This is a genomic window from Caldiplasma sukawensis (genome assembly GCF_052315375.1).
GTDB lineage: Archaea > Thermoplasmatota > Thermoplasmata > Thermoplasmatales > Thermoplasmataceae > Cuniculiplasma.
In genome coordinates this window covers 59,582-83,810 of record NZ_JBLSDG010000001.1, presented here as the reverse complement: position 1 = coordinate 83,810, position 24,229 = coordinate 59,582, and the positions used below count along the sequence as shown (strand labels likewise).

Sequence of the window (24,229 nt, the reverse complement as noted above, 5' to 3'; positions counted from 1 at the left end):
TATAATAAGGAAGTTTAAATTCTATCATCAATGACCGACGGTTTGATAACCCGTATAATTGGAAAAATTAACTATAGAAACACCATAAAAGCATTGGGGATTATACTATTCCTCATTGGATTACTGTTTTATGTGGCGTGGTCAATCCTTTACAATACGTGGTCAGATCCGGGCTTGTATTCATTCTGTATAGTTCTTATAGTTTTTGGCCTTATAGTGATTTTTGGTTCTGATCTTAAGGATGAGAACTGAATCTTAGCTTTTTCATTTCGTCGTTTGCTAAATAAAAAAAATCTGAATAAGAGCTTCCTCTTCCTCCAGCTGTGTTTAGATCATTATAACCGTATTCAAGAGGATTTATTCCAAATTCTATGAGACTCCCCCAAACCTTATTTCTAAAGATTATTTTGTTGTAACAGTTGTTAATAATTGCTCCTTTCTGATCTAATGTGAGACTGCCAAAATCCTGACATATCAGATATATTGAACAATTAAAGTGTCTTGATGTTCTTAGCATTGAAAGTACTGAATCCAAAACTATTAAGTCCTTTGTAAAAAGGTGGAATTCATCTATTATAATCAGCTTTGGCTCTTCGTTTTTATTCATGAAGCTTTGAAGTTCGGTAAGAATATTTTGATTAAAATGTTCCTTTACTTCAAATGTGTCTCTGTAAGTCTCATAATCTCCGAGAGGATCTATTATAAATATATTTTTGCTGTAAATTTTTGAGAATTCCTTGATGAAGTGTTTAGAGAAATATGTTTTTCCAGAACCAGTTTCCCCCAATATTAAAAAATTGTAGGAAGGATAATTGAAAATGTTAACCCTTATTGGATGCCCCAAGGAATCCCTGCCAAGTATAATGCCTTCCTTTTCAAACTTTTTCCACAATAGAGGGTTAAATGGAAATAAATTTCTTGAAGTTAACAGGTAATTTCCAGGTATTTTTAAATCAAGAAATCGTTTTAAAGATATTAAGGGGTAAGATTTTACATCACATTTGAATCCAATTGATCTCAATTTTTTAAGTGTTCCCTCTACATTTATATTTAATTCGTAGGATTTATTTGAAGATAAAATTACAAATACTGAGCATCTGAAAAAGTCTTCAATGGGGATTTTACTAAGATATTTTGCATCCTCTATTTTGATGTATTCTTGATTTTTAAAAAGTGATTTTTTACCTTGCAATATTTTTTCCTTAAATTTAAGATATGATATTTTACGCAGAATATATTTAGGTTGCGCTCCAACAGTCTTTTTGAGCATTACACATACCACTGAATTGTTATCATCAATCAGAGTGCTCACATTGAATGGAGTTTTAAATGCAACATCATAGATCTCAAGAATAGAGAAGTATCGATTTTGATATTCAAAAAAATATTTAAACGAGTTACCTTGTAAAAGCCAATCCAACAATTCTATTTCATTAGGCTCAACTTTTAAAATTTTTTTGAACGGAAAATAAATTTCAAAATCTTTTTTATCACTCAAAATGTATGATGAGATGTTATGATTATCTTGCAGATTTTTTATTGAGAGAATAATAAAATTTTTATTAATACTACTTATATGTCTGAAATTCTTTACATACTGAATGATTTTTTCTTCCTTTAAATTCCATGAAAAGTCAATTTCCACCTTAAAATATTTTAATGTCTCTTTTAACTTTTCAAGTTTACGGATCGTTTTCACATATTTATTTAAAAAAATTACTAAAATTAAAATTAAAAACGATATTATTATTTTAATAAAAACATTAAATTGATAATATATTATAAAAAATATTAAGTACAAAAATAAAAGTAAAAAAAGCGGAAATCTCTCATATTTTCCAGACATTATGTTTGATAAAGGAATTAGATCATTATTATTTTCTCTGTTCATTTTCAACCTTCCAGTATATTGAATTTGAGATCCTTGAAATATCATTATCCAACATATTTGATGGACTTAATTCAAATATTGATTTCTCAATATGTTTATCCTTCATTATAGAATCCTTAAAATTGTTGTAATTCCCAAAATTTCCAAATAAAAAAGGATTTAATGATATTGCAAGAAATCTGTTAAATATATTGAAACCATAGAGAAAAATTGTTGGTAGAACTGAAATTAGAATCAAGAATCCAAACTGGGAGAATGGGGAATTTCCATAATTTTGGGAAATAAAGAGCAAATATAATATTAAAGATGGGAAAAGCAAAATTTCAATATAGATTTGAACAAGTTTTACGAATATCCTTCTTGATTTTTGGAATGGAATTAAAATTATAAAGAGAGGAAAAGACAAGTAAATACTTATCAAAATTGCCTGCCTGAGCATAAGAAATATCAGTGTGGAAAGGCCTGAGCTCATGAGTATTCCGTTGAGTATTATTGTAAATAATATTGAATTGGGAGTGTATGAATTTTCCAGAAGCCTAATGATTATATCGATAGATGGAACTTTTACATTCAGGTTATAATACATATAAAGGGAAAGATCGTATGAAAACATATTTAGCTTATTCAACAATGCAAATATTGTAAAGTAAACAATCAAGTAAAATAAATAATTAAATATTATGCTATCTATATTCCTGAAAATCATTATGTAAATGGCCAAGAAAATTCCTAATATTGGAAATATATATGGAAAAATAGACATAATATTATTGTAGAAAAAAATTAAATTTGGATCAAAATAATTTGAGAACAGATATGATGAAGGATCAAGTATTCCATATTTGAAAGCCATCTCCCAACACAAAGTGGATGTGGCAACTTCAAGGCCAGTAAATGAAGTAAGAAGGGATAACAACGAAAAACCAAAAAAGGTCATCAGGATCCGACAATAATATATTTAAAAAGTGCATACAAAATTCCTGAAACGGCCATTATGTATATTATGGTTCCTATGGCACCATTCTTAGCCCTTGCATATGCTTCCATTTTTCTGTTTTCGTCCTGGCTAAAAAATGAAAGTGCTATGAATATCCAGAATATGACTATAATAGAAGCGGACACACCTATTGCAAGATCGGTAAGCCTGTTTATAATAGGTACTAATGGATCTGAGGAAAATGCAATATACCTAATCATATATTTTTGGGCATATTATTTTTTATTTATAAATTTAGAATAGTGTTTTAATCGCACTTTATTTTAAAAAAATGAAAGTTTTAATTAAATTCCTCTTCAAATCTTCTTGCCTCTTCCTTTGTACTATTTAGAAGGTCCAGACGTTTCTCAGCCCTTCTTTTCCCATCTTCGAATCTTTTTACAACGTCATCGCTTTCGAGTTTCAATTGAGGGATAAATGTTGGCCTTCCATCCTGATCTATTGCCACATAAGTAAGATAAGCTTTGGTGGCGAATTTTATCTTTCCTGTTCCTGGATCCTGAGAGTGAACGTTAACTTCAATTTCCATTGTTGATCTTGTTGTATAATTAATCCTTCCCTCCATCCTCACAATATATCCAAGATGGATGGGCGAAAGAAAAAAAATATTGTCAATGCTTCCAGTGACTGTTCTCTGCCTGCAGTGCTTGAAAGAAACTATTGCAGCAACATTATCTATCCATTCCATTAATCTTCCACCATAAAGAGAATTGAAAACGTTTGTATCTGGAGGCAGTACAAGCCTTTCCATAACTGTAAGACTTTCCGTCCAGGATTTTTCTTCGTACCTTGTATTTTTCATATACTATGAATGTTTTTTAAATAAATAAATATGTATGGGTAATGTCATTAGATTATGAAAAAAGAATTGCTGCGGAGAGCGCTTTGATAATGATTCCAGAGGGGAAAATAGTGGGTATTGGTACAGGATCCACAGTAAAATTTTTAATTGCGGCCCTTAGTGAAAAAAAAGAACGCTATTCTGATAATATATTTGTTCCAACTTCTGAAGAAACCAAAAAACTTCTTCTTTCCAATGGATTCAATGTGTCTGATGACATTGACCAGAGGATTGCACTAACCATTGATGGAGCTGATGAAATAGACCCAACTGGAAATCTTATTAAAGGTGGTGGTGGAGCGCTCCTCAGGGAGAAAATTGTAGCCTGGAACAGTGAAAAGTTCATAGTTATTGCGGATCACACAAAATATGTTGATAAACTTGGAAAATTCAAAGTTCCAGTTGAAATAATAAAATTCATGGCAAATCGTACGTTGAAAAATATAATTGAAATTGGTGGAAAATGCAGGTTAAGAGGGGTACCCCCATTTGTAACCGATAACGGGAATTTCATAGTAGACTGCGATTTTGGTATCATTGATGATCCAATATCACTTGAAAAAGAACTTGATGAAATACCTGGTGTTGTTGAAACGGGAATATTCTGCAATATGAGTCATCTGTCAATAGAAGGTAAAGATGATAAAACTTTAATACACAATTACAGGATTTAATAAAGCTTATCTGACAGAATTAAATAGCCTATGAAGGGCTGCCTATGAGATACAGCGAGGATGACTTGATTGATATGGAAATGGAAAGTAAGATACAGGCATTCATCGGATTAAACATCGATCTTAAAAAGGCAGAGGAGATTCAAATAGAACTTGCTTCAGAACCAGAAATATCAGATATTTACATGATTTCAGGTGAATTTGATCTGCTTGTCAAATTAAAACTAAAGGATTACAATGATCTACAGAAGTATATAATGGATAAACTAAGCAAAATTGATGGTATCAAGGGAAGCAGAACTATGTTTGTAATAGGCACCAAAAAAGAAGATGGTAAAGTATTCGTGGAGTGATTGATATGGATAGTGGTCTTTATAATGAGATTTTAGCAATGCTGGATGAACTGAATCAGGATCTTTCAGTACCTAAGAATGTGAGGAAAAGTGCGCAGGAAGCAAAGATGAAGATGGAAAATCAGAAAACAAGTCTTGACTTAAGGTGTGCAACAGCCATATCAATTCTTGAGGAGATATTCATAGATCCAAATGTACCCTCACATGGAAGGGAAGAGTTGTACACTATAATAAGTAAATTAGAAGCGTTATCTAAATCTTAAGTTTTAACTTACATAAAAGATATTTTTAGAAGAATATATATGTTAAAATTTTATTCCTTATATGATTTATATGACACTGAACGAAGAGAGCATGAAACTTGTAAAAATTTTATCAGACTCTGGAATACCAAGAAGTGTCGCATTCACAATAGTGTATACCAGAGGAAAGGAAGAGGTAACAAGCGTTGAAATTGAGAGAGAAACTGGTCTGAGACAGCCAGAGGTTTCAATTGCAATGCAATGGCTGAGAAGAAAAGGATGGATAAACAAGAGGAATATGAAAAAAGAGGGAAAAGGAAGACCTGTTCATGGTTACAGGCTTTCAAAGGATTTCAATGAAATACTGGAGGAAATAGTACAGGATCTGACAAATAAAATACAGCTAATAGAAGATGATATAAAACAATTACAGGAATATAAAAGAAATCCTGAGATAACACATTAAAAATTTTTTATTTTTTGACCCTATTTAATTTTGAGATTGCCCTTATAAAACCCAACATTGATATTGCCTGAGGAAAATTTCCAATCTGTTCTTTTGATTTTATGTCGATTTCTTCAGATATTATGCCCAGGCCATTTGTCAGATTTATGATTTTTCCAATTACCTCCTCCGCTTTTTTCTGATATCCCATTTCAATAAGAAGTTCAGCATACCAGAATGACATCAATAGGAATGCATTATCTTCACAACTAAGTCCATCATAATTTTTGTACCTTTTAAAAAGAAAACCGTCATACATCAGCTCATTTTCAATCCTTTTTAATGTGTTGACTGCAATGGGATCCTCTGGGCTTATAAAACCTGTAAGTGGTATTCTCAAAAGAGAGGCGTCAACTTCTTCACTTCCATAAAATTGCACAAAACTACCAGATTTTTTTGAAACACCCTTTTCCATTATATCGGATTTTATTTCACTCATCAGATTTTCCCAATCATCGTATGGTGCATTATATCCAAGGGTCCTGCCAAGCTTAATTGCTTTTGAAACCCCAAGCCAGCACATAACTTTTGAATAGACATAGTGTTTTCTCTCCGTACGAAACTCCCATATACTTGAGTCTGGAATTTTCCATATATTCCCTATTTTCTCAACTATATTCATTACAAAATCCCACATGTAAGAATTTATTATTCCATTTGCTTCATACATATGTTCAATCGCGTTTATCATAGATCCATAAACGTCCAGCTGAAATTGCTCAGACGCAAGATTTCCTATTCTCACTGGATTTGATTTTCTGTATCCCTCGTAATCTATCTCCATCTCCTTAAGATTCTGCTCCGGATCGATTGGATACAAAACTTTTATGTCACCCTCATTCTCTATAATTTCCACCATATCGTATAGATAATTGATTGCCCTTGTTTTCAGGCCAACCATGGATAGTGCCTCTATTACATAAGATGTGTCCCTGATCCATGAGAACCTATAATCCCAGTTTCTTTCACCCCCTATACATTCAGGAAGACTTGTTGTTGGAGCAGCAACCATCATACCATTTGGACCAAAGAACATTCCTCTGATTATTATTGCTGCTCTTTTGGCATATTCTGCCCATTTTCCCTCTATTTTTATTTCACTGGAAAATCTCTTCCACATGTTCATTGTCATTTCAAGCCTTTTCTCTGAATCATAATTATATAGGGAATCGTCCTCCCTCATCTGATAAGATAGAACAAATACCTGTTTTTCCCCCTTTTTCATTTTGAATTGATGATGATGCTCTTCGTTAACTAAAAGATCAAGATTGCTGGAAAAAAATAAACCCACCCTTTTATTTCCCTTCTCAAACAATAATTTTCCTTTTTCATTTTTTCTAAATAATGGTTGGATCATGTAATTAATAGTAGGTTTAATTCCCAATTCCATTTCTATATCTTCAAATGATTCCACGATTCTATGTATTTCAGGAAATTTTATGCTGTAATATTCCGTGGATGGCATGAAATCTGTGATGCATGCTGAAGGTTTACCCTCCTTGTAAAACCATGTTTTCAATATTAAAGTGTCCCCATCATACTCTTGAGAATATGAATATTTTTCCTTCTCTTTCGGCCTTATAAAAAAATATCCTCCCTTATTTTTATCGAGAATTTTATCAAAAACTGGATCTGATGAAAAATCAGGCAGGCATAACCAGTCAACCGTTCCATCCACGGCTATGAGAGCCCCTGTCCTGTTATTTGCAATATAACCGTGTGCAGATATTTTAGGATATCCATCTATAAAAATATCTTCATATCTGTATAATTCACTTTTCATGTCATACTATTGTTTGATTAATTATAAATCTTCTTTGAACATGATGGATTAATGGAAAAGATAGCTCTAATAGGGGCTGGAGCAACTGGAAATGGGATTTTGCAATCTCTTCTAATAAAAAACAAAAAAGTTACACTTATTGATGGTGATGTTGTTGAAAAAAGAAATATGAAAAGGCAACCATTATTTTCAAAGGATGATATTGGAAAAAAGAAAGTGGATGTACTCAAGAGATTCGCAGAGAAAAGTTTTGGTATGGATGTTGAAACTTACGACTGTTATATTGATTCAGGAAACATTGAAATTCTCAGTGAGTTTGATGTTATATATGACGGAACTGATTCCTTCAAAACCAGAAATTTGATAAATGAATTTGCAGTTAAAAATTCAATTAGATGGATTATGTGTTCCACCTCATCAAATTTCAGTGAAATCAAGATAATAGAACCTGAAAAAACATCCTGTTTAAACTGTATTACTCATGGAAGGAATCTCATACCTGTTGGTTGTGATAATGAAAATGAAACGTTGATGATTCCATATATTACAGGACAGTTTGCCGTAAATTATTATGAAAAATGGAGTGGGGAGGATGAGCTTCTTTTCATAAATTTTAATAAAATGATGATAGATCATATTAATCTTTCAATTGATAAAAAATGTGAAATTTGCATGAATTTTCAATTCAGTTTTCTCAATAAAAATAAAATATATGGTAGACAATACATATGATAATTAACATGAAAAAAAGTAAATTTATTACATAGTTGAATATAACCTAAAAGTCTTCCATTAAGGTGATAATTGTTGTATGTGATTGTTGAAGATGAATATATAGTTAGAGTTGATCCTACTTTACTGAATGAAGATTATGACTTGGCAGTTGAAAAGGTTGCACATGAGACAATTCAGGGAAAAATTGTTGACCAAATAGAAAATGATAACCTATCTGAAATAAAGAAAATATTCATAGTTAGTATTCTAAAAGTTGAGAGGATAGATGATGGTACCATAGTTCACGGGGATGGCGGGGTTTATCAAAAAATCAAATACACAGCACTTGGTTATTATCCAAGAATTGGAGAAATTGTTGATGGAATAATAACAAACATAATAAAAATAGGAGCTTTTGTAAAATTCGGGCCATTTGAGGGGTTTTTACACGTATCTCAAATAATGGATGACAGAATAGATATTGATGAACAGAGCAGGGTTGTAACTGGAAAGGAGACAAAGAATACATTAAAGGTTGGGGATGTCATAAGAGTAAGAATAGTAATGCTAAACATAGCATCATCTAGTCCTTCAGATAGAAGGATAGGTTTAACATCAAAACAACTTGGGCTAGGAAAAATTGATGTGAAAAAAACGGAAGGATTTGAAATACAGAAAGAAGAGACAAAGAGGAAAACGACCCCCAAGAAGAGATCGGATAAAAAAGAATCTTCACAGGAATTTGTGTCCACTGAGGAACACCCGGAGGAAATGGATGATGATGAAGAAAATCAGAACCCGTATGAGGATGTAACTGACGAGGAGGCATAAACAAATGGTACAGAAAAAAAGGAAAGAATTCAGAGCTTGCCGGGTTTGCAAGAGGATATTGCTGGATGCTGCCTGCCCTGAGCATGGAGAGAAGGCAATGTCACAGGACTGGTATGGATTCCTTATAATTGTAGATGATAAGAATTCAAAGATTTCGGAACGTGCTCAGATTAAAAAGCAGTTCGAAACAGAAAAAGAAGAAATATATGCAATCAAGGTTAGATAAGACACTTGCATTAACTGAAGAGGCCAAGTATTTAATAATTAACAACAACGGTCCTTTGATTGATCCAAGTAAACTCAAAGAAGTTGATAGGCGATTAATATGTTCGGTCGGTGACTATACCACAGAGATTTTACATAAAAATGGCATAATGCCCTTTCTTGAAGTTTGTGATCTGAAAACGCAGAGAAATGAAAAGGGCTATAAAAGTGTGGCAGGATCAAAGAAAATAAAGAACTCCCCAGGCACTATTTCTAAAGAACTTTCAGTGGAAATAAGAAATTTGCTGGAAGGTGGAATAGGTGGGAGAATAGAGGTAGAGGGTGAAGAGGATTTAGCAGTGATACCAATAATTTTTTATGGTCCTATACATACCCATATTACTTATGGGATTCCAAATAGTGGAATGGCCTGTATAGTGGTTAACCAAGATGTTAAAAAATTGGCTATAGAAATAATATCTAAAATGGAAGTGATAGGGTGAATTTAAAAATTATGGACATGAAAGAAAACAAGTTGCTTGGAAGAAAAGAGATAAAATATCTTTTGGAGTACAGTGGTTCCCCAACACCATCGAGAGACCAGATAAGAGAGGTGTTGAGCAGAAACACCAACTCAAAAGCTGAGTTGATAATAATACACCGTAATATTCAGAAGACAGGAAAGGGAGTTCTTGAGGGTTACGCGAAGATCTACAGTAAAAAGGAAGATGCAATGCTCTTTGAACCAGACTACGAATTATTCAGAAACAAACTAAAAACAAAAGAGGGTGAAAACTGATGCAGAAAAGGGAAATTTACAAATTGGAGAATAACAGAGTTGTTAGACAGAGAAGAAACTGCCCAAGATGTGGATCAGGAGTATTTCTGGCAGAACATGAGGATAGGTTCTCCTGCGGAAAATGTGGATATACTGAATTTAAGAAGAAAAAATAATTATTAAATAAATTTATAGTTCGTAAATTCTTTTTGTGGTGTCTCCAGCCTGTTTTTCAATTTCCTTATATTTTGTATTGAATAAGTTTTTAGCCTGTTCCGTCTGTGGATGAATTGAAAGCATTCCAATTAAATGGGTTAACTCCAGATCAAGTATTAGTGAAAGTGTTCTCAATTCCTCCTCTTTATCTGAATTGATTTTTCCTCTCTTGTTGGAAATAAAACAGTCAAAATGAACAGCCCCTTCTTTTGTAAATGTGAACTTTTCCCCGGTCTTCACTATTTTACCACATAGATAACATTTAAACTCTGCCATACCAAGAAATTCTTATTTTACATAAATCTTTTTTGTGAAAAATTATTATGTAAATCAGTACCCTGAGAATGCTTATTACCTTCTGAATAATTTTCCACTATGGATCTTAGAGAGAATTCCCTAGACATTCATGGATTTGTTTCAATTTACGGCAATCTCATTAGGGGATCCTTTTTTAAAAAAATTTACAGAATAAATGAAAATATCTTTATCTTTCAATTTCACAGCACTGATGTAAAAAAAGGATCACTTTACGTAGATTTGAGGAGAGGTATATGTCTGAAGGACGTCGAAAGAGGGAATGAACCAGACAGTCTTACAATGTATCTAAGAAAAATATTCTCAGATAAAAAAATTTCAGATATCAGACAGATAAACTTTGATAGGGTTGTAAGAATAGACACATTCAACGGATATTCAATTGTGTTTGAAATGTTCAGGGAAGGTAACCTCATTATTCTCAATGATAACATAATAGAGTTTGCGTTAAATCAAAAGGAGTGGAAAAATAGAAAAATAATCAAGGGTGAGATGTACATACCTCCAACACTTAATGATCCCTTAACTATGGAGGATGAAAAAATAGCTGAAATATTTAGAAGTAGCAAAGGTTCAATAGTTCAGACAATGGCAACAAGATTGAACCTTGGAGGACAACTTTCAGAGGAAATTCTATACAAGACAGGAATAAATAAAGATGAGAAACCTTTAAACCTCATTGAAAAAATTAGCTTAATAAGAAGTAGTTTTATTGAAACCATAAAACTTGTGGATATGGATAGGGGATATGTCTATGGAGATAACTTGACACCCATCCTTATGAAACATATTCAAAGTGAACCTGATAAAATATTTGAAAGTTTTAATGCAGGGCTATCAGAATTTATGGACAGGACCTTTGAAGAGGAAAAAGATACGAAAACAAAGGCAGAAAAAATAATGGAAAGCCAGAAGAAAACCATGGAAACATATGAGAAACTTGCATATATGACACAGCAAATTGGCGAATTTATATCTTCAAATTTTTCCATTTTAAATCAAATTTTAAAAAATTCCATTAAAATGAAACCGGGTGAAAAAATAAATACAACTGAAGGAGAGATGGAATTAGTTGAATTTGACGGTTCAAAAAAGATTTTGAAATTTTCTGTTAATGATAAAGTTATTGAACTGAATTTAAAAAAAAGTATTGGAGAAAATATGAATATCTACTTTGAAAAATCAAAGGAATACAGAAATAAAATTGAAGGTATAAAAGAGGCTATAAAAAAGCAGATGGAGAACGAAAAAATTGAGGAGAAAAAAAGAAAGGTGCAGAGGCAGAAATTCTGGTTTGAGGCCTACCACTGGTTCTTCACGGAATCAGACTTGCTTGTTATCGCGGGAAAAAACACAGATACAAATGAGAAAGTTGTTAAGAAACATCTTTCAGATCACGATATATATGTACATGCGGATATGTACGGAGCTCCGAGCACAGTTATTAAGTCAGAAGGTAAGGAGATAAGGGAACAAGACATAATTGAGGCTGCTAAGTTCAGTGTATCATTTTCAAGGGCCTGGCAGAATGGACTGGTAAGTTCCAGCGCATATTGGGTTTATCCTGTTCAGGTAAGTAAAACTCCTGAATCTGGTGAATATGTAAGAAAGGGCTCATGGGTTATCAGGGGACAGAGAAATTACATGTTTGAACTGCCACTTAAATTGTCAGTAAAAAAAATAACGTATAAGGGCGTGGAAATTCCAATGATCTATCCATACAGAGAAGGAGAAAATGACTGCGTCACCATAATCCCTGGAAACGAAAAAAGAGAAAAAGTGGCAGAGATAATATCAAAAAGACTTGAACTTGACAGAGATGAGATTTTTCAGATACTGCCAAATGGTGGATCCAGGATTCTATGAAGATAGGAATTTTTTAAGATTTTCTATAGACTTAACACTTTCTGGGTCCACGTTCCTGTTTTTTGCAACATAATATGTTAAAAGATCAAAATAGTGTATGAGATAAAATGATTCTTCAATTTCATTATTGCAAACAGGATTGATTTTCATAATCTCAAGATTTTGGTCCTTGGTCATGAAATCCACCCTTTTTCTTATTCTCTCATTATTAATCCTGCCAGCAAATATATAAATAAACTTATCTGACATATCCCTGTTTTCAAGCATGGGTACAATTTCGTTATGATTCTGTTCAGAAAGGTTGCTGCTGATTGCAAATATTTTTGAAATTTCGTTAAATTGAGTCTTAGCCCTATAACTGATACCAGCCTGTTTTCCCCATGTTATTATATAAGGAATTTTTCCATCAGATGCTATTTTTCTGGCCATAGTCTCAATTTCTTTCTCTTTTTCCCTTGCTTTTCTTACGGAACTAATTATACCTTCAATATCCACATTCCCAACAAGAGTATTTATCAATGGAATAAGAAGGAAACCTATGGCCTGCCTAGGCTGTAAACCCTTGGGAACACTAATTATCCTATCCGCAATTTCAGATAAAACTCCACCTGAAGTGATTGCATGAACTTCTATTCCTCTTTCCTTTGCCTGTTTTGCCACACTGATGGTTTCCTCTGTATTACCCGAGTAACTAATTGCAACAAAGAAGCTTTTCTTCCCTGCATATTTTGGCAGATCATATGAATCTACAGTAATAACAGGCATATTTTCATAAAAACCAGCCAATAACCTTCCCGCCACACCTGATCCACCCATACCAGAAATTATAACATTATTGTATGAACCTTCTGTAATTTGGAATCTTTCTTTGAATTTAACCTGGTCTTCCAGTGAAATTATCTGTTCATAAAAGGAAGGGAAGAAAGTGGCCATTTTATCACAGAGGATTTATTACCATCATGAAACCCCATATGCTTGGCAACAATGCTCCCAGGATAATCAGAAGATAGATCAGTGATTTTTTCATATTTTGGAATTAAAAATTATGTAATATATTTTTTTATTTTCTACGCAGTGCCATTGTCATGCAATGGGCACCCCCATAACCCCCTGTGAGTTCCTGGAGATCAACGTTTATGCAATCTACTCCGTTTTCAGTGAGATCCTTTCTATATGGAAACATATGTTCCTCATTTTCACCTCTTACAATATTTGAAGTTAAAATTCCCTGCTCCCTCAATCTTTTATAAACCTTTCTTGAATCTATCCCTATAATTTTTCCGTCAGAAACGGTAAGGAAATTTGAGGAATAACTTAGCTGTTCCTCAATTGACAAATCTATGAAATTGAATTGCTTCTCCTTCATATAAGAGTATAGATCAGTTTCTCCCTCCATTTCATATATCTCACCATTCCTCTTATAGATCTTTCCATTCGCCCTCTTTGCAAGGTAGACTGAACATATCACTGTGTTTTTTGATGCTATATTGAAATATGTGTCAAGGTGCATATTGTTCAAAAAGTCGTTCTTCATGAAATCATATTTTGGATTTTCCACAACAAGCACTTCTTCATGTTCAAAAATTCCTGAATTCATTGCACTTAATGCCCCCTCCATGTTTGACCTTGATCCTACCCCAATTAGACCAAATTTATCGCAGGGGATGTAATCTCCACCTTCCAGATATCCGGAATTTAGTTTCTTTACATCCTCATTGCCAAGTATTTCCTTTGCAATATTATACATAAGTTCTGTTTCATTGGCTCTTTGTGGAAGTTTCAGATTCAGTGATAAAACCCCACTACTGCCAACAATCTGCTGATCCCTCATGAAATATAAATTTGTGAGAGGCCTAATAAGAAAACCGTCCGGATACTGCATGTTTGTTTCAGCATCTTCCATAACATTAAGGCGTGGGTCAAAAAGTAGGAGGTTGAGAACAGTTTCAATGTCTACATTTTTCAGGTTTTTGGACATTTCATCCCTGTATGCTTTTCTGTTCTTTGCCTCCATGAATATTCCCTTATCCCTTAATATCCCTTCAAGGGAAATTCTTAATTTTTCATCGTTTTCTTTTACAATGTCTCTTAGAAGTCGGACCTGAACACCATTCTCTTTTAGGATGGTCCTAAGATTTTCATGTTCAATTATGCCCTTTTTTCTATTAAATGCCCTTTCAAATAGAAATGCCCTCGGAGTAAGCATTGCACAGTCAATCTCAACACCAGGTTCATGCATCCAGACCTCCTTTAAACTATCCCACTCAGCCTTGATGTACATCAGATCATCTCCGGACACAATGATTCATTATAAATGAAAACATTGACCATTTTTCCTGGTTCAGGTGCATTTTCCCATCTGTGTGCTGTATACCTTTTAAAATTTTTATCGTCAAGAAGTTCAAGCTCATCTCCATTGCTTGACAATACGATCATTTTCCTCTCTTCTGCCTTGTTTCCTGTATATTTGATCTCCATAAGGTCTATTGAATTTCTCCTTAGAAAAAAATTTCTATCGTTGTTAAAATCATATAAATTTAAGCCACCTTTCATTTTCCCAAGATAAATATAATTTTTCCCTTCAATTTCAATTATTGAGCCCACGGGTGCATCAAAAACCCTCAATAAGTATGTAAATCGATAGAACTTTTTCCCATCCTTAACCCCTGCCAGGGTATTTGAAGTGTTTGTCTTGGAATATTCTCTGCCGGAAACATCCTTCACGAAACTTTCACCGTCCCTTTTCTTTCCAAGATAAACATCTATGCCTTCTTTAAGGACTTCAACCTTTGATATAAATGATTCAGGTGAGTTTTCCTTTTTGGATTCTATTGAATGCAATAGTTGATCCTTTATTTCTATTATCCTATCTGAAATTCCCCCTGTGATTCCCCTTATCTGAATTTTTGCCTCGTAATATGAGCCGGTAATCTTATTACAATTTGGACAGCTGATATTTTGCCTTGTAAGATGGATTTTTCCCTGAAACTCTCTTGTTTCTCCACTTAATGACACTAACATTTTATAATATGCCATATCCGAATGGCCCCTTTCAATCTCAATATTTTCTATTTTAAATGGTTCACTCACAGTAAATAGTTTTTTTGAATTTTCTGACCATGAAATATCACCATTGGAATACTCCCATTTTTTTCCTACTTTTACGGATTCACATTTAGGACATTTAATATATTCTAGTGATCCTGGAACTGAAATTGAAATCTCATTCCACAGACATCTGGAGCCTTTGCCCCTCCATACTGCTTCTTCATCTCCACATATGACACATTTCATAATTATTCAACTTCCTTTCCCTGCCTGAATTCCTTAACAAGTGAATTTGATATCAATCTCTTTCTTATTTCAGTTGTGCCTGCCCCTATCTGTCCCAATATTGCATCTCTCAGAAGCATGTTGATGCCTGAATCATGAATATAGCCATACCCACCATGGATCTGTATTGCCTCCCTTGCCACCCTTTCTGAAATTATGGCAGAATAAAGTATTGATGCAGCAGCATCCTTTACATTCATCTTATTCTCTTCCACTTTTTGTAATGCGTCGTATGCAAGAAGTCTTGCAGCTCTGTATTCTGTATACATTGTTGCAAGTTTGTCCTGTATCATCTCGAATTCGTATAGACTTTTTGAAAACTGTTTTCTTTCTATGGAGTATGAAATGGACTCGTTTATTGCTCTCCTTGCAATTCCAACGAATATGAATGATAACATTGCCCTCTCAACATTCAGGCCCCCGAGTATTATGTCCTTTCCTCCCTTATATTTACCCAGGATACGATCATCACCAACCTTAATAGAATCGAAATAAAGTTCCCCAGTGGGTGACCCCCTCATTCCCATTTTATCAAATTTTTTTCCCCTTGAAAAACCCTCGTCATCTGATCTGAGCAAGAATGCTGTGTAATCATCTTCAGTTTTGGCATATGCAATGATCACATCTGCATAAGGTGCATTTGTAATGTAGGTTTTTGATCCTTTAATAATATAATGATCACCTTTTTTCTCAGCAGTGGTCTTCATGTTAAGGGCGTCTGATCCGCTTCCTGGTTCTGTTAATGCCAGTGATCCAATGGATTTTCCTGAACACAAATCAGGGAGATACATATTTTTCTGTGTTTCGTTTCCGTTTCTGAATAGATTATCCACCATGAGATTGCTATGGGCCCCATATGAAAGTGCTAAACCTGGGGAAGAGTAACCAAGCTCCTCCTCTATTATGGCCTGTCCAAGGTAACCTATTCCAGAACCTCCATATTCTTCGCTTACGGTTGCCCCAAGATAACCCTGATTACCCATCTGCCTGAACACATCTTTCGGAAAATAATCCTCAAGATCTATTTTTTTTCTTATTGGTTCAACTTTCTCTTTTACAAAGGATCTTACATTTTTTCTGAGTTCATCATAAAAAGATTGATCAATAGCAAACATATGATCTTTATGGTATTGAAATTTAAATGTTTTTCGTGTAATATTGAATATCTAGATTTCATTTAATATTTTGCTTATTATTGTGAATGAAGGTTTTAGGAAGCTGCATTTTATAAAAAAATTTTAATGTGTAGAAAGAGAATAGAGGTATTTAATTTCATTAGCTTTTTTCATTTAAAAAAAATTCAATTCAATTTGTTTAATAGTTCTCCATATTTCTTATTTTTCTTTCAATGATTTTGCAATAGCTGAGTGTTAGAAAATCCATATTGAAATGATTTTTCTTTGCTTTAAAAACATTATTTTGCTAACACAAAATTAGAAATTTCAATTCTTTGGTAATCTGAATAAAATTTTTGCAGATGCTATATATTTATTTAATTTGTTGAAGGTTGTTAATGCAAATAAATATGTAATAAATTTAAAAATGTTTATTCCCGTAATTTAATAATTAAAATACTTAATATACGTAAGAGAAATTTCAATGAGTGCAGATATGGCTTATCATATCCATAATTTCACTTGCTTTTACATTACCAGTTCTTGTTAATTCATATTATCAATTAATACTCCTTATCAGTGCTTTCTTTTATCCCTTAAATTTAGAGGCTGAGAAACCAATTTTATTTGATTTTCCAACAGTTTCAATATTGATAGCAGTATTCAATGAAAAAAATGTAATAGGGGACACTCTTGACAGAATCTCTAAGTTAGAATATCCACATGATAAAATAACTGTCATAGTGGCGGATGATTCAAATGATGAAACCCTTTCTATTGTTAACGAACATCTTAAGAAACTTGAGGAAATCGGAATTAAAACTTTTCACAGCAGGAGGGAGAATAGGGAAAATTTCAAAAGTGGAGCTTTAAATAAGGCAATGGAGTATGTTAAAAGCGATTATGTTCTACTTCTGGATGCAGATTCAAAAGTTCAGGAGGATACACTGATTAAAGGCATACATGCAATCAATACACATGAGGATACAGCATTTGTTTCCTACAGAGTTGGCCATTATAACAGGTATTTTAACAGGATTACCCAGATGTTTGCATTATCATTGGACATGGGAGATACGGTGAACAAAATGGGATCATACAGGCTTAATTTGCCATATTCACTGCAGGGTGGTTTTACCCTTGTAAAAACTGAGGATCTTAAGGATGTTGGATTATGGTCAGAAAACACAATAACTGAGGATGCTGATCTTTCATGGAAGATATATCTGAAGGGTAAAAGAGGTATTTATCTCAGTAATTGCAGGGTTTACAGTGAAGATCCATTTACTCTCGAGACCTGGAAAAAACAAACAGCAAGGGTCCAACAGGGATGGACAAAACTTGAACTGGAAAAATTTGGAGAAACATTGAAGGCGAAAAATATACGCATTAGAGATAGAATAGCTCTATTGATTATATTCATGGCTCCCTTTTCAAATATCAGCTGGATTATAACCTCCTTTCTTTCTGCCTTTGCAGTAATATTTAGAATCGAGTCTCCAGCAAATTCACTATTCAGCAATCCCATTTATGTTATTGCCCTTGCCTTACCAACTGGCCTCTTCTACCTTTCTGGAGTTTTGGCATTGAAGGTGCAGAACATTCTGTCATTAAAGGATCTGATTATGATTCCAGTTTTATCATACATAGGTGCCTGTATGATAATGAGAAGTGCAATTGGATTTGTTAACGGAATGATGAAAAAGAGGGGTAATTTTTTCAGAACGCCTAAAAAAGGTCTTGATAATAATGAGGCACTGGAATATCACAAGCAGCTAAAAATGGACAGGGCAGACATACTTGAATTGATTTTTTCAATTTCAGGAATAATCGTTGGTCTTTCAGTACTTTTCTATGGTGTATGGACACTGGCCCTGTCCATGCTAGCATTTGCAATCTTCACACTGAAATCTGTTAACTTCAGAAGGGATGAAAAAGTTGCAGTAGTAAATAAGGAGATGCTATTTGATGACTGATTTTAAAGTATTCCACCATCAACTGGTATCATTGCATCTGTTGTGCAACCGAATATTTCCTCCGTCACAAGGGCTATGAGGACATTGGCAACATGTTCAGGTAGAACCTCCTTTCTTAACAGATTTCCCTTCTTATATTCCTCCTCTGAAATACCCTTGGCCTTAGCCCTTGATTCCAGTACACCGTTCTCCCAAATTTTGGAATTTTTGAATATCTTATCCGGATTTATTATGTTTGACCGTATACCGTATTTTCCCCCCTCCTTAGCTATGTAATGAGAGAGCTGGGCAGCAAACGCCTTTGTTGTTCCGTATGATGCCATGCCCGGGCCTGGATGTGTGAGGTTCTTTGTTATGTTGAAAACGAAATTCCCTCCGATACCCTGCCTTTTCATGGCCATAAATGCAAGTTGACTGATTCTAAATGGGGCCCTTGAATTGATATCAATGTGCTTGTTCAATGTTTCAATTGAAATATCTTCAATGAATTCAGATTTGAGTATTCCCGCATTGTTGAAAACTATGTCAATTCCACCTACCTGATAAAAAATAAAATCCATCATCTTGTCTATTTCATCTATTTTTGAAAGATCAATCACATATGGTATACATCTGCTTCCTGTTTTTTTCTCAATCTTTTCTGCAACCTCTTTTACCTTGGGATCAAGATCTGCGCAGACAACTATTGAACCATTTGATGACAGTGCCTCTGCAGATGATAGACCTATACCACTGGCGGCACCTGTAACCAGGCTAATCTTCCCCTGCAAAGTTCTTGGTTTGAATCCCTTAAGCTTTGCCTCTTCAAGTGGCCAGTACTCCATTTCATATGCCTCTTTTTTTGAAATAAAAGAATGCCTGGAAATTTTTCCAGCAATTGAATTTACCCTAATTGAATGAATTATCTGATCCCTGATTATCTCACATGTATGATAATCCCTGGCCATTGTCATAATTCCATATCCTGAAAGAATGACAGCAGCGGGATATGGATCATGAGGCGGATAAAGTGATGCGTACTTTTTTTGCTCCTCAATATATTTTTCCGCAAACTCTTCCATTACTTTTCTTACTTCATCCTCTCTCTTAAGAAACACATATTCATATTTCGTTCTTATGAGCATGTCAGGGGTGGCTGGTCCACTATGCTGATATTTCTCTGCCTCCTCCGACCTGGCTATTCTCATTGCCTCTTCTGAAGTATCCATGAGGACAGCTTTGTTGAAAATCTTGGAACATGCGCCTCTTACCTCTATTATCTTATTTTTCATTTCAGGGTCTTTTTCATATTTTTCTGTGTAGAAATTAAAACCCGTTGTTTTTTTGATGTAATCTTTGGCTCTTCCAACTATTCTCATATGTCTGTCATAACTTTCCTGGGCAGTTTCACCAAACGTGAATAGACCATGTTTCCTGAGAACTATACCTTCCACATCGGGAGTTATATTCTCAATTTTTTTCAAAACTTCCCTGGCAAGAGTGAACCCAGGTCTTATGTAATCCACAATCAGTACATTTCCAAGTATCTTTTTTATTTCATCATTGCTCATTTCAGTGTTGGTAAGCATCAAAATGTGATCAGAATGTGTATGATCAACATATGTGTAAGGAATGAATCCATGCAGAAATGACTCAACGGATGGAGATGCCTCTGATGGATTAACCATGCTCCTCTTAAGATAATCCATCATTTCCTGATCGGTCATACTCTCCTTTTCCCTTGCATGAAGAATATCTTCCATTCTTAAACCAGTGAGATTCCACTTCTCCATGGAAGACATATCTGAGCCGCTTCCTTTTACCCTGAGCACTTTTATAATTCTTCCAGCATGGTCTTCTTCCATTGTTTTAACACTTACATTACCTCCACCATGCAATACCAGATCATTATCTGCCCCAAGCAACCTTGCCGTTCTGATTCTATCATCCAATAAATCCATATCAATCACTCCAAACTTATAACAGGCCTTCCAGGTAATGGAACCTTGTTTTTTTCAAAATCATCTGTTACAATAACTTCAAGGGCCAATCCAGTTGAGGCCTCAATATATTTCCTGTATTTTTCTATGCCTTCTTTTTCTTTCACTTCTGTAATAATTTTTCCCCTATTTTTTCTCACTATTCCTATTATCTCCTTCCTTTTAACCTTTGTACCACCACTTAGAATCTCTTCTACCTCCCTTTTGAGGTTCTCTCCACATATCATTATCCTGCACACTGTTTTTTCATTCTTTAATATTTTTTTTATGGACATTATATCTGATATAAGACTTTTGCAATACTCATATTCCCTTATTAACTGTTCATCATACTCCACGTTAGTTTCGATTTCTGATTTGTTCACTGTATCCCCCAATTCAAATTTTTTCCAAAAATGTTCTGAAGAAAAAGGAATTACAAAACTTAATGCTGTAATCCATTTGACAAAATCCTCTTTCTGAATATAGTCGAATGAACTTTCAATTTTCTTCATTTCGTTTAATGTGTTAATCACTCCATAAATAAGTTCCACATAGGCTTCCCTTATCCTGTATTTCTCCATGTAATTCAAAAAAAGGGAAAAATGCCTGAGGAAAAGATTGTGAAAGAGTTTTCCTGCAATACTGTCCTTCATCTGGTCGCTGTATCCTTTGCCAAGGATGTTTATAACCTGCTCGTACCTACCCCTGATTTCCTGAAGGCCTTTTTCGTTCCAATCCATAGTTGAATCCACATCGGATGCAAGTGCCACATACATTCTGAACACATCTGCTCCATAATTCCTTGAAATATCAAGAAGAGATATTGCATTGCCCTTACTTTTAGATATCTTTGCTCCATCCCTGGTCACCAGGCCTGATATCATCAAACCTCCTGGCCATTTATTCCTTTTAAAAATCGCCGTATGGTTCATAAGATAAAATATGAGATGATTTGAAAGATGAGGTTGTGCAGTAACTCTTAGATCTACAGGATACCAGTAATTAAATGAATCCTGAATTTTTTTCAATTCACTGTTATCATCTGATTGTCCAAGATAAACCTGGTCAAAGAATTGATCTGTAAGGGAATTAAAATCCATCCCTGTCAATAGTTCCCTTATTGTATAAAATGCCGGGTATATTGTGGAATCTGACAGGGACTCTATTACCCAGTTTTTATCCATCGGTAGGTTTGTTCCAAGACCTCTTCTCCTTGCACAGGGTCTTTGTCTTATCCATTCAAGGATATCTGCCATATTATTTTTTATGTATGAGGGTATAAAATCCATATTTTCTATTAGTTCCCCTGTTAATTTTTTCCACTCCTTGTTTGAGTAATCTATGAACCATTGATCCCTTATAACCGCAACTGTAACCTTCTTTCCATCTCTCGTAAATGCCTTTCGTGAAGTTTCATAAAATATGAATGCGCTTTTTTGTTGCAAAAGGTCGTTTTTGATTTTTTCCCTTGCATCCTGGACTGAAATTCCATCAATTACTCCAGTATTTGTCATTTCACCCTGGTAGAACTCAGTTCTGTATAACTGACTATTCAATTCCTTAATATCATCAGAGTTTGTTTTTTCTATCAAAGTGTCTGCCTTTGATATTATTCCGTTCACTTTTATAATGTAAATTGGTTCAATTTTATATCCCAGTTCTTTAGTGTAATATAAATCGTTTACAGAATGACCTGGTACAGAATAAACTATTCCCGTTGCATTATCAGGATCTATGAATCTGTTTTCATATATTTTGAGGCGGTTTCCTGTGATTGGACTTTCAAATATCTGTTCGAATATCTCCCCGTTATTCTCTATTTCCCTTATCACCTGTAATTTTGCAACTTGTAATGAAAGTTTTTCAGCTGCCTCTTTTGTTATGCAAACTTCCAGATCATTGAATCTTACGATAACATATTTTGCATCTGGATTCGCCCACAAATTTGTTATTCCAAATATGGTCTCAGACCTTAGTGAGGAAGCTGCGATTGAAAAATTCTCACCTTTGAAAATCACAGATGTAAATTCTTCTATTGCAACCTTATTTGTATCACCATCATCTATATCGTCTTCACCAACCGGATTGTTATCATCCTTTGAAAACAGAACAGGATATTCCCCCTTTGTAATGTATCCCAAGGAATCAAGTTTCCTGAATTGCCACTCTACCATTTTTTGATACATGGGGTCTATGGATCTGAAAGATTTAGACCAGTCAATACTGTATCCCAGAGATTTGAAATCCTGTATAATCCTTTGAGAAAAATATTCCGCAACATTCATAGGTTCTTGAAATTCTGTAAGACGCTTTTCTACCAAATCCTCAGTTTCGTACTCCCTCACATAATTGGAATACATCTCCCTTGTCTTATTGTCACCTTTTCTAATTTTTTCAGATATTGCACCAATAGGTGTTCCACTCTCATGAAAACCCATTGGAAAAAGAACGTTGAAACCTGTTGCTCTCTTATATCTCGCAACTATATCTGCTATTGTGTATGTTCTTCCATGACCAACATGCAATGGACCACTTGTATATGGCCATGGCACTGTTATAAAAAATTTCTTTTTTTGGGATATATGGGGTTTGAATGCTCCAATATTATCCCAGAATTTTAAAATCTCCTCTTCTTTTATCTCTTCCATATTAATCATTCAATTATTAAAACTGCAGCTGAAACAACTGTTGTCCATTCTTCCTCCCTCATAACAAATGCGGTTGAGCATATGTTTCCGGTCTGAAGAATTTGATCTCCCAGGCTGTAACTTTCCGTCTCTTTGTTCCATGTAAGGTCAGCCTGTTTCCCTAGAGTACTCGCGAGCATCTCTGCCGCCAATTTTTCTGCAAAAAAACCGGCCTTTTTTTCTGTCTGTCCAAAGCTATGATGCTCACTAAGATAGCCCCATCTGCTTCGATCCCTTGGAATTGCATATCCAATTGCCGCACTTGCCATTCTGTTTAATTCGTCTGTCTGATTTCTTGCAAGCACAGTGAAAAGTATCTGACCTGGCTTCAGATATTTTAAACCTTCTTCTCTACTTATTATCTCTGCTTCGGGTGGCAGTATGGAACTTACTGAAACAAGGTTAAATTGTGCTATCCCTGCATCCCTGAGGGCCTCTTCAAATGATCTAAGCATAGCTTTGTCTCTGCCTACTCCCCTTGTAAAGAAAATTTTAGATGGTACTAGATTGGTCATTTAGTGCATATGTTTTTGTTGAATAAAAATTTAAAGATTAAAATCATACATCTATTACCAATTCAAATGTATTGTGAACAATTTTAGATGCATATGTAGCAGATTTAACTGATTGCAATAGAGATATCTCATCTTCATTTAAAAGGGAGCAAGTGAGAATAAGATTGTTATTCTGTTCATCGAATTTTAAGATGGATTCAGGAAGTTTCATCTCGATCTCTAATAAATTTATTAGATAATTGAAAAATCTGATTCCTGTTTTTTCATTCAAGGTGGCATTATCAAATACAACATTGCATTTTTCAGATCCATTTTTATTGGCAGCAACTGAATGTCTAAAAACGTTTATTATACCCTCAAAAAACTCAAAACTATTGTTAAAAAAAATTTGGTATTTAATGTCCGAGGAGTGAAACTCCTCCCTGAACATCT

27 protein-coding genes are annotated in these 24,229 nt (G+C 34.3%); 13 read left to right on the top strand and 14 right to left on the bottom strand.

What is annotated here, in order from left to right; all coding sequences use genetic code 11:
* Nucleotides 1–30: 30 nt before the first annotated feature.
* On the top strand, nt 31–252 hold the full coding sequence (locus tag ACNF4Z_RS00415) for a hypothetical protein (protein WP_458327265.1): 222 nt from the start codon (nt 31–33) through the stop codon (nt 250–252).
* Here the strand turns inward: ACNF4Z_RS00415 and ACNF4Z_RS00410 are convergent.
* The 4 genes from ACNF4Z_RS00410 to ACNF4Z_RS00395 form a co-directional block, all read right to left on the bottom strand.
* Entirely contained in the window at nt 236–1,699 is a 1,464-nt protein-coding gene (locus tag ACNF4Z_RS00410; protein ID WP_458327264.1) for a helicase HerA domain-containing protein, read from the bottom strand. The genes ACNF4Z_RS00415 and ACNF4Z_RS00410 overlap by 17 nt on opposite strands.
* A gap of 175 nt (nt 1,700–1,874) precedes the next feature.
* Nucleotides 1,875–2,828, bottom strand: coding sequence for a hypothetical protein (locus ACNF4Z_RS00405; protein WP_458327263.1), 954 nt, complete (start codon nt 2,826–2,828; stop codon nt 1,875–1,877).
* Entirely contained in the window at nt 2,828–3,088 is a 261-nt protein-coding gene (locus ACNF4Z_RS00400) for a hypothetical protein (protein WP_458327262.1), read from the bottom strand. Before ACNF4Z_RS00400 ends, ACNF4Z_RS00405 begins: the two co-directional genes overlap by 1 nt.
* 80 nt (nt 3,089–3,168) lie before the next feature.
* A complete protein-coding gene (locus ACNF4Z_RS00395; RefSeq protein ID WP_458327261.1) occupies nt 3,169–3,690 on the bottom strand; it encodes an acyl-CoA thioesterase in 522 nt (173 codons plus the stop codon).
* A gap of 41 nt (nt 3,691–3,731) precedes the next feature.
* Between ACNF4Z_RS00395 and rpiA the strand changes: the two genes are divergently transcribed.
* The 4 genes from rpiA (at nt 3,732) to ACNF4Z_RS00375 (ending at nt 5,464) form a co-directional block, all read left to right on the top strand.
* Nucleotides 3,732–4,403 carry a ribose-5-phosphate isomerase RpiA gene (rpiA, locus tag ACNF4Z_RS00390; protein WP_458327260.1) on the top strand — a complete coding sequence of 224 codons (672 nt, stop codon included), beginning with the start codon at nt 3,732–3,734 and terminating at the stop codon, nt 4,401–4,403.
* 44 nt (nt 4,404–4,447) lie between these two features.
* The gene (locus ACNF4Z_RS00385; protein ID WP_458327259.1) at nt 4,448–4,756 is read left to right on the top strand and encodes an Lrp/AsnC family transcriptional regulator; all 309 of its coding nucleotides are present in this window, start codon (nt 4,448–4,450) and stop codon (nt 4,754–4,756) included.
* A 5-nt stretch (nt 4,757–4,761) separates the two neighbouring features.
* Nucleotides 4,762–5,019 (top strand): UPF0147 family protein, encoded by a 258-nt coding sequence (locus tag ACNF4Z_RS00380; RefSeq protein WP_458327258.1) that lies wholly within the window; start codon nt 4,762–4,764, stop codon nt 5,017–5,019.
* Between the two features lie 61 nt (nt 5,020–5,080).
* On the top strand, nt 5,081–5,464 hold the full coding sequence (locus tag ACNF4Z_RS00375; protein ID WP_458327257.1) for an ArsR family transcriptional regulator: 384 nt from the start codon (nt 5,081–5,083) through the stop codon (nt 5,462–5,464).
* Between the two features lie 7 nt (nt 5,465–5,471).
* On the opposite strand, the gene ACNF4Z_RS00370 is transcribed toward ACNF4Z_RS00375, so the two are convergent.
* Nucleotides 5,472–7,286, bottom strand: coding sequence for a glycoside hydrolase family 15 protein (locus ACNF4Z_RS00370; protein WP_458327256.1), 1,815 nt, complete (start codon nt 7,284–7,286; stop codon nt 5,472–5,474).
* A 51-nt stretch (nt 7,287–7,337) separates the two neighbouring features.
* Here ACNF4Z_RS00370 and ACNF4Z_RS00365 point away from each other — a divergent pair, with 51 nt between their 5' ends.
* From ACNF4Z_RS00365 to ACNF4Z_RS00340, 6 genes are all read left to right on the top strand, one after another.
* On the top strand, nt 7,338–8,018 hold the full coding sequence (locus ACNF4Z_RS00365; RefSeq protein WP_458327255.1) for a ThiF family adenylyltransferase: 681 nt from the start codon (nt 7,338–7,340) through the stop codon (nt 8,016–8,018).
* Nucleotides 8,019–8,099: 81 nt separating this feature from the next.
* Nucleotides 8,100–8,831 (top strand): DNA-directed RNA polymerase, encoded by a 732-nt coding sequence (locus ACNF4Z_RS00360; protein WP_458327254.1) that lies wholly within the window; start codon nt 8,100–8,102, stop codon nt 8,829–8,831.
* Between the two features lie 4 nt (nt 8,832–8,835).
* Nucleotides 8,836–9,057 (top strand): transcription elongation factor subunit Spt4, encoded by a 222-nt coding sequence (gene spt4 / locus ACNF4Z_RS00355; protein WP_458327253.1) that lies wholly within the window; start codon nt 8,836–8,838, stop codon nt 9,055–9,057.
* On the top strand, nt 9,038–9,538 hold the full coding sequence (locus ACNF4Z_RS00350) for a GTP-dependent dephospho-CoA kinase family protein (protein ID WP_458327252.1): 501 nt from the start codon (nt 9,038–9,040) through the stop codon (nt 9,536–9,538). Before spt4 ends, ACNF4Z_RS00350 begins: the two co-directional genes overlap by 20 nt.
* Nucleotides 9,535–9,834, top strand: a complete 300-nt coding sequence (locus tag ACNF4Z_RS00345) for a 30S ribosomal protein S24e (protein WP_458327251.1) — start codon at nt 9,535–9,537, stop codon at nt 9,832–9,834. Before ACNF4Z_RS00350 ends, ACNF4Z_RS00345 begins: the two co-directional genes overlap by 4 nt.
* A complete protein-coding gene (locus tag ACNF4Z_RS00340) occupies nt 9,834–9,989 on the top strand; it encodes a 30S ribosomal protein S27ae (protein WP_458327250.1) in 156 nt (51 codons plus the stop codon). Before ACNF4Z_RS00345 ends, ACNF4Z_RS00340 begins: the two co-directional genes overlap by 1 nt.
* A gap of 13 nt (nt 9,990–10,002) precedes the next feature.
* On the opposite strand, the gene ACNF4Z_RS00335 is transcribed toward ACNF4Z_RS00340, so the two are convergent.
* Nucleotides 10,003–10,305 carry a DUF2175 family protein gene (locus ACNF4Z_RS00335; RefSeq protein ID WP_458327249.1) on the bottom strand — a complete coding sequence of 101 codons (303 nt, stop codon included), beginning with the start codon at nt 10,303–10,305 and terminating at the stop codon, nt 10,003–10,005.
* A gap of 99 nt (nt 10,306–10,404) precedes the next feature.
* Between ACNF4Z_RS00335 and rqcH the strand changes: the two genes are divergently transcribed.
* Entirely contained in the window at nt 10,405–12,210 is a 1,806-nt protein-coding gene (rqcH, locus tag ACNF4Z_RS00330; RefSeq protein WP_458327248.1) for a ribosome rescue protein RqcH, read from the top strand.
* Here rqcH and ACNF4Z_RS00325 read toward each other — a convergent pair.
* From ACNF4Z_RS00325 to ACNF4Z_RS00310, 4 genes are all read right to left on the bottom strand, one after another.
* The gene (locus ACNF4Z_RS00325) at nt 12,205–13,143 is read right to left on the bottom strand and encodes a bifunctional phosphoglucose/phosphomannose isomerase (protein ID WP_458327247.1); all 939 of its coding nucleotides are present in this window, start codon (nt 13,141–13,143) and stop codon (nt 12,205–12,207) included. The genes rqcH and ACNF4Z_RS00325 overlap by 6 nt on opposite strands.
* Nucleotides 13,144–13,270: 127 nt before the next feature.
* The gene (locus ACNF4Z_RS00320) at nt 13,271–14,491 is read right to left on the bottom strand and encodes an arginine deiminase family protein (RefSeq protein ID WP_458327246.1); all 1,221 of its coding nucleotides are present in this window, start codon (nt 14,489–14,491) and stop codon (nt 13,271–13,273) included.
* A complete protein-coding gene (locus ACNF4Z_RS00315; RefSeq protein WP_458327245.1) occupies nt 14,491–15,504 on the bottom strand; it encodes an NMD3-related protein in 1,014 nt (337 codons plus the stop codon). The genes ACNF4Z_RS00320 and ACNF4Z_RS00315 overlap by 1 nt, the downstream gene beginning before the upstream one ends.
* Before the next feature lie 2 nt (nt 15,505–15,506).
* Nucleotides 15,507–16,658: an acyl-CoA dehydrogenase family protein gene (locus ACNF4Z_RS00310; RefSeq protein WP_458327244.1), complete on the bottom strand. Its 1,152-nt coding sequence runs from the start codon at nt 16,656–16,658 to the stop codon at nt 15,507–15,509.
* Nucleotides 16,659–17,146: 488 nt separating this feature from the next.
* Between ACNF4Z_RS00310 and ACNF4Z_RS00305 the strand changes: the two genes are divergently transcribed.
* Nucleotides 17,147–18,634: a glycosyltransferase gene (locus ACNF4Z_RS00305; RefSeq protein WP_458327243.1), complete on the top strand. Its 1,488-nt coding sequence runs from the start codon at nt 17,147–17,149 to the stop codon at nt 18,632–18,634.
* 2 nt (nt 18,635–18,636) lie between these two features.
* On the opposite strand, the gene ACNF4Z_RS00300 is transcribed toward ACNF4Z_RS00305, so the two are convergent.
* From ACNF4Z_RS00300 to ACNF4Z_RS00285, 4 genes are read right to left on the bottom strand one after another with little or no spacing between them, the layout of a single operon-like run.
* Nucleotides 18,637–20,574 (bottom strand): SDR family NAD(P)-dependent oxidoreductase, encoded by a 1,938-nt coding sequence (locus ACNF4Z_RS00300; protein WP_458327242.1) that lies wholly within the window; start codon nt 20,572–20,574, stop codon nt 18,637–18,639.
* Nucleotides 20,575–20,579: 5 nt separating this feature from the next.
* A complete protein-coding gene (locus ACNF4Z_RS00295) occupies nt 20,580–23,243 on the bottom strand; it encodes a leucine--tRNA ligase (protein WP_458327241.1) in 2,664 nt (887 codons plus the stop codon).
* A gap of 5 nt (nt 23,244–23,248) precedes the next feature.
* On the bottom strand, nt 23,249–23,797 hold the full coding sequence (locus ACNF4Z_RS00290; protein WP_458327240.1) for a pyruvoyl-dependent arginine decarboxylase: 549 nt from the start codon (nt 23,795–23,797) through the stop codon (nt 23,249–23,251).
* A 43-nt stretch (nt 23,798–23,840) separates the two neighbouring features.
* A complete protein-coding gene (locus tag ACNF4Z_RS00285) occupies nt 23,841–24,227 on the bottom strand; it encodes a hypothetical protein (RefSeq protein WP_458327239.1) in 387 nt (128 codons plus the stop codon).
* Between the last annotated feature and the right edge of the window lie 2 nt (nt 24,228–24,229).

Excerpts from the sequence above, each read along its gene's own strand:
- ACNF4Z_RS00380 (WP_458327258.1), top strand. The coding sequence starts at position 4,762 with ATGGATAGTGGTCTTTATAATGAGATTTTAGCAATGCTGGATGAACTG.
- rqcH (WP_458327248.1), top strand. The coding sequence starts at position 10,405 with ATGGATCTTAGAGAGAATTCCCTAGACATTCATGGATTTGTTTCAATT.
- ACNF4Z_RS00285 (WP_458327239.1), bottom strand. The coding sequence starts at position 24,227 with ATGTTCAGGGAGGAGTTTCACTCCTCGGACATTAAATACCAAATTTTT.
- ACNF4Z_RS00405 (WP_458327263.1), bottom strand. The coding sequence starts at position 2,828 with ATGACCTTTTTTGGTTTTTCGTTGTTATCCCTTCTTACTTCATTTACT.
- ACNF4Z_RS00375 (WP_458327257.1), top strand. The coding sequence starts at position 5,081 with ATGATTTATATGACACTGAACGAAGAGAGCATGAAACTTGTAAAAATT.
- ACNF4Z_RS00300 (WP_458327242.1), bottom strand. The coding sequence starts at position 20,574 with ATGGATTTATTGGATGATAGAATCAGAACGGCAAGGTTGCTTGGGGCA.
- ACNF4Z_RS00415 (WP_458327265.1), top strand. The coding sequence starts at position 31 with ATGACCGACGGTTTGATAACCCGTATAATTGGAAAAATTAACTATAGA.
- ACNF4Z_RS00320 (WP_458327246.1), bottom strand. The coding sequence starts at position 14,491 with ATGTACATCAAGGCTGAGTGGGATAGTTTAAAGGAGGTCTGGATGCAT.
- ACNF4Z_RS00290 (WP_458327240.1), bottom strand. The coding sequence starts at position 23,797 with ATGACCAATCTAGTACCATCTAAAATTTTCTTTACAAGGGGAGTAGGC.
- ACNF4Z_RS00400 (WP_458327262.1), bottom strand. The coding sequence starts at position 3,088 with ATGATTAGGTATATTGCATTTTCCTCAGATCCATTAGTACCTATTATA.
- ACNF4Z_RS00365 (WP_458327255.1), top strand. The coding sequence starts at position 7,338 with ATGGAAAAGATAGCTCTAATAGGGGCTGGAGCAACTGGAAATGGGATT.
- ACNF4Z_RS00325 (WP_458327247.1), bottom strand. The coding sequence starts at position 13,143 with ATGGCCACTTTCTTCCCTTCCTTTTATGAACAGATAATTTCACTGGAA.
- rpiA (WP_458327260.1), top strand. The coding sequence starts at position 3,732 with ATGTCATTAGATTATGAAAAAAGAATTGCTGCGGAGAGCGCTTTGATA.
- ACNF4Z_RS00370 (WP_458327256.1), bottom strand. The coding sequence starts at position 7,286 with ATGAAAAGTGAATTATACAGATATGAAGATATTTTTATAGATGGATAT.
- ACNF4Z_RS00310 (WP_458327244.1), bottom strand. The coding sequence starts at position 16,658 with ATGTTTGCTATTGATCAATCTTTTTATGATGAACTCAGAAAAAATGTA.
- ACNF4Z_RS00350 (WP_458327252.1), top strand. The coding sequence starts at position 9,038 with ATGCAATCAAGGTTAGATAAGACACTTGCATTAACTGAAGAGGCCAAG.
- spt4 (WP_458327253.1), top strand. The coding sequence starts at position 8,836 with ATGGTACAGAAAAAAAGGAAAGAATTCAGAGCTTGCCGGGTTTGCAAG.
- ACNF4Z_RS00335 (WP_458327249.1), bottom strand. The coding sequence starts at position 10,305 with ATGGCAGAGTTTAAATGTTATCTATGTGGTAAAATAGTGAAGACCGGG.
- ACNF4Z_RS00295 (WP_458327241.1), bottom strand. The coding sequence starts at position 23,243 with ATGGAAGAGATAAAAGAAGAGGAGATTTTAAAATTCTGGGATAATATT.
- ACNF4Z_RS00340 (WP_458327250.1), top strand. The coding sequence starts at position 9,834 with ATGCAGAAAAGGGAAATTTACAAATTGGAGAATAACAGAGTTGTTAGA.
- ACNF4Z_RS00315 (WP_458327245.1), bottom strand. The coding sequence starts at position 15,504 with ATGAAATGTGTCATATGTGGAGATGAAGAAGCAGTATGGAGGGGCAAA.
- ACNF4Z_RS00385 (WP_458327259.1), top strand. The coding sequence starts at position 4,448 with ATGAGATACAGCGAGGATGACTTGATTGATATGGAAATGGAAAGTAAG.
- ACNF4Z_RS00395 (WP_458327261.1), bottom strand. The coding sequence starts at position 3,690 with ATGAAAAATACAAGGTACGAAGAAAAATCCTGGACGGAAAGTCTTACA.